The sequence below is a fragment of the Bacillus sp. P14.5 genome (assembly GCF_003316765.1).
Classification (GTDB): domain Bacteria; phylum Bacillota; class Bacilli; order Bacillales; family Bacillaceae_B; genus Rossellomorea.
The window spans coordinates 1-2705 of the sequence record NZ_NIJF01000049.1 but is presented as its reverse complement, the minus strand read 5'-3'; the positions used below and the strand labels follow the sequence as shown (position 1 = coordinate 2705).

Annotated in this window: 3 protein-coding genes; 1 reads left to right on the top strand and 2 read right to left on the bottom strand. The window is 52.1% G+C overall.

Features of this window, described 5'->3' with window-relative positions; genetic code table 11:
• Positions 1-30: 30 nt before the first annotated feature.
• Both B9Z54_RS06430 and B9Z54_RS06425 read right to left on the bottom strand, forming a co-directional pair.
• Complete coding sequence (locus B9Z54_RS06430; protein ID WP_240189826.1) at positions 31-657, bottom strand: YitT family protein; 627 nt, start codon at positions 655-657, stop codon at positions 31-33.
• Between the two features lie 87 nt (positions 658-744).
• Entirely contained in the window at positions 745-1152 is a 408-nt protein-coding gene (locus B9Z54_RS06425; RefSeq protein WP_113927645.1) for a YkvA family protein, read from the bottom strand.
• 113 nt (positions 1153-1265) lie between these two features.
• On the opposite strand from B9Z54_RS06425, the gene B9Z54_RS06420 reads away from it, so the two are divergent.
• Entirely contained in the window at positions 1266-2504 is a 1239-nt protein-coding gene (locus tag B9Z54_RS06420) for an aminopeptidase (RefSeq protein ID WP_205207682.1), read from the top strand.
• Positions 2505-2705: the final 201 nt, after the last annotated feature.

Genomic DNA, 2705 nt, shown 5'->3' with positions numbered 1-2705 from the left:
ATGACGAGATTGATCTCATCGGCTTTTTTACTAGATGATGAAGCACTGCTTTTGTGCCGAGAAGAATCGGTGAATCGTCAACAATGTCCGTGACCGGACGAAACTGAGCACGAGCGCATACATGACCGCTTTAATATCGAACGTGATGAACACGAGAATATAGACGATGATGTCTTGCGTCAAAAAGATTTTAGGGAGCGATAAATTTCGATTGTTCGTGTAAATGACTTTCCCGAGAATATCTAGGCCACCGGTCGAGGCACCTGCGAATAATAGCAAGGCAAGCCCGAGCCCGGAGACGATTCCGCTGAACACCGAGGCGACGAGTGGGTCGTCAAGCGGGGTCGGCGGGATGAGCACAGGCAACGTGTCAATCAAGATGGAAGACAAGACAACGACGAGGCCGGTCATCAGGATAAATCGTTTCCCGAGGTATTTGATGCCGACGATAAAGAGCGGGATATTCAACACGAGTTGCGTGAATCCGATCGGTGTGCCGAACAGCTCGTTGATGATCAAGGTGATCCCGACGATGCCCCCGGACCCGATCTCGTTTGGTTTGAGCAATAATCCGACAAAGATCGATTGTAGAATCGTCCCGGCGATGATGAACAAAGTCGTCTCGACGGCGATTCGTTTTCTTGATTTTGCGTACATAGATGATGGCTAGGCGCCATACGCCCCCTTTGACATAAACTCATTCAAGCGTACTCCGACGATGGCGGAATTTCAAGCGCCGAACGATTACAATTCGTTGTGGAAGCGATCGATATCGCTTGCGAGCTGCTCGTGTACATAGTCGATGACTTGAGCGTCGTCGAATAAGCCGAGCGGTGCATCGTCTGGAATCGCGTCAAACGGTGACACGAAATACAGGACGGCCGCCACGAGAGCGTCTTGTTTATCTTGTTGCATCTCGAACTGATTGTTATAGACGGCGCGCAAGATGTTGAGCAACTGTTTCATTTGGAAATAGAGCGTAAGTTCTTCTTCGCGCTCGATATTGCTAATCTCGTTTGATGCGACGTCGACCGTCACTTTGGCGAGAGCGAGTTCGCCTTGGACCAAGAGGTCACCCAATGTTTCATTGTCGGTGTAGTTCTCGGTCGCGCTCGTTAAAAAGTGTGTATACGTTGTTTTCCAATCTGACATGTATATTCCTCCTTCTGTCTTCATCTACTAATATGCCCGTTTTTGCGATTTGGTTGCAACTTTTCCGAAAATTTAAGAAAATAGGAATAAGTGAAAAAGGAGGAACTGTACATATGTCTACTGTAACCATGCCGACTGAGGCAGAATTTGCCCGCTACGCTGAGCTTGCCGTCAAAAAAGGCGTCAACATTCAGCCGGGCCAACAGCTTGAAGTCCGAGCTGATATTAGCCAAGCACCGCTCGTCCGTCAAATCGTGAAAGCAGCTTACGCGGCTGGCGCGAAACAAGTGTATGTCAACTGGAGCGACGAAGAGACGACGAAAGTCCGTTACTTCAACGCCCCGGCCGATGCCTTCAAAGAGTATCCGGAATGGCTCAAAGCCCGCTTTGAGCAACTGGCCGAAGAGAAGACCGCGTTCCTATCAATCGTCAGTGATGACCCGGACGCACTGAATGGCGTCGAGTCATCACGCATCGCGGATTCGAACCGTGCCGCTGGTGTGGCGCTCGCCAAATGGCGTAAATACGTCATGAGCGACAACGTCAGCTGGTCAATCGTCGCTGGCGCTTCAGAAGCGTGGGCGAAGAAAGTCTTCCCAGACCGTGAAGACGCCGTGCCTGCCCTTTGGAAAGCGATTTTCGAAGCGACGCGCATGGATCAATCGGATGTGGTCGCTGCGTGGGACGAGCATGACGCATCGCTCCGTGAACGCGCGACGTTACTCACGAACAAGAAGTATGCGAAGCTCCATTACAAGGCGCCGGGAACAGAATTAACGATCGGCTTGCCGAAGAAACACGTCTTCCTTGGCGGCGGCGGTCCGAACATCGACGGTGTCGATTTCATCGCCAACATGCCGACGGAAGAAGTGTTCACGCTCGCGGACAAAGATGCGGTCGAAGGACACGTGTCGAGCACGAAACCGCTCAGCTATAGCGGCAACTTGATCGATGGGTTCACGCTCTGGTTCGAAGGCGGCAAAGTCGTGAAAGCGGAAGCGAAGCAAGGCCAACAAGCACTCGATGAACTGTTGAACCTCGACGAAGGAGCACGCCGCATCGGAGAAGTCGCACTCGTTCCGGACGACTCACCGATCTCGAACTCGGGTCTCCTCTTCTATAACACGTTGTTCGACGAGAACGCTTCGTGTCACTTGGCGCTCGGCCGCGCCTACTCGACTTGTCTTGAAGGCGGACCGCAAATGTCGGCCGAAGAGCTCGCCGAGAACGGTGCGAACGACTCGATGACACACGTCGACTTCATGATCGGCTCGGCCGAGATGAATATCGATGGAGAACTCGAAGACGGTTCACGCGAAGCCATCATGCGTGACGGAAACTGGGTTATCTAATCAAGCAAGAGACGAATTCCTTCGCGGGATTCGTCTCTTTTTTTATGTCAATTCATAGAGGAAGGCGAGGGCGTTCGGCAACCGTCGCCGCCACGCGATTTCATTATGGACGGCACCAGGCTCGATCTCATAGCGGAAGGCAATCCCTGTTTGCGCGATTGTCTCGACGAGTTTCGCGTTCGAATATAAGTAATCCTTGGG

Bases quoted from the DNA above. Each gene is read 5' to 3' on its own strand.
- B9Z54_RS06430 (WP_240189826.1), bottom strand. From the start codon at position 657: ATGTACGCAAAATCAAGAAAACGAATCGCCGTCGAGACGACTTTGTTC.
- B9Z54_RS06425 (WP_113927645.1), bottom strand. From the start codon at position 1,152: ATGTCAGATTGGAAAACAACGTATACACACTTTTTAACGAGCGCGACC.
- B9Z54_RS06420 (WP_205207682.1), top strand. From the start codon at position 1,266: ATGTCTACTGTAACCATGCCGACTGAGGCAGAATTTGCCCGCTACGCT.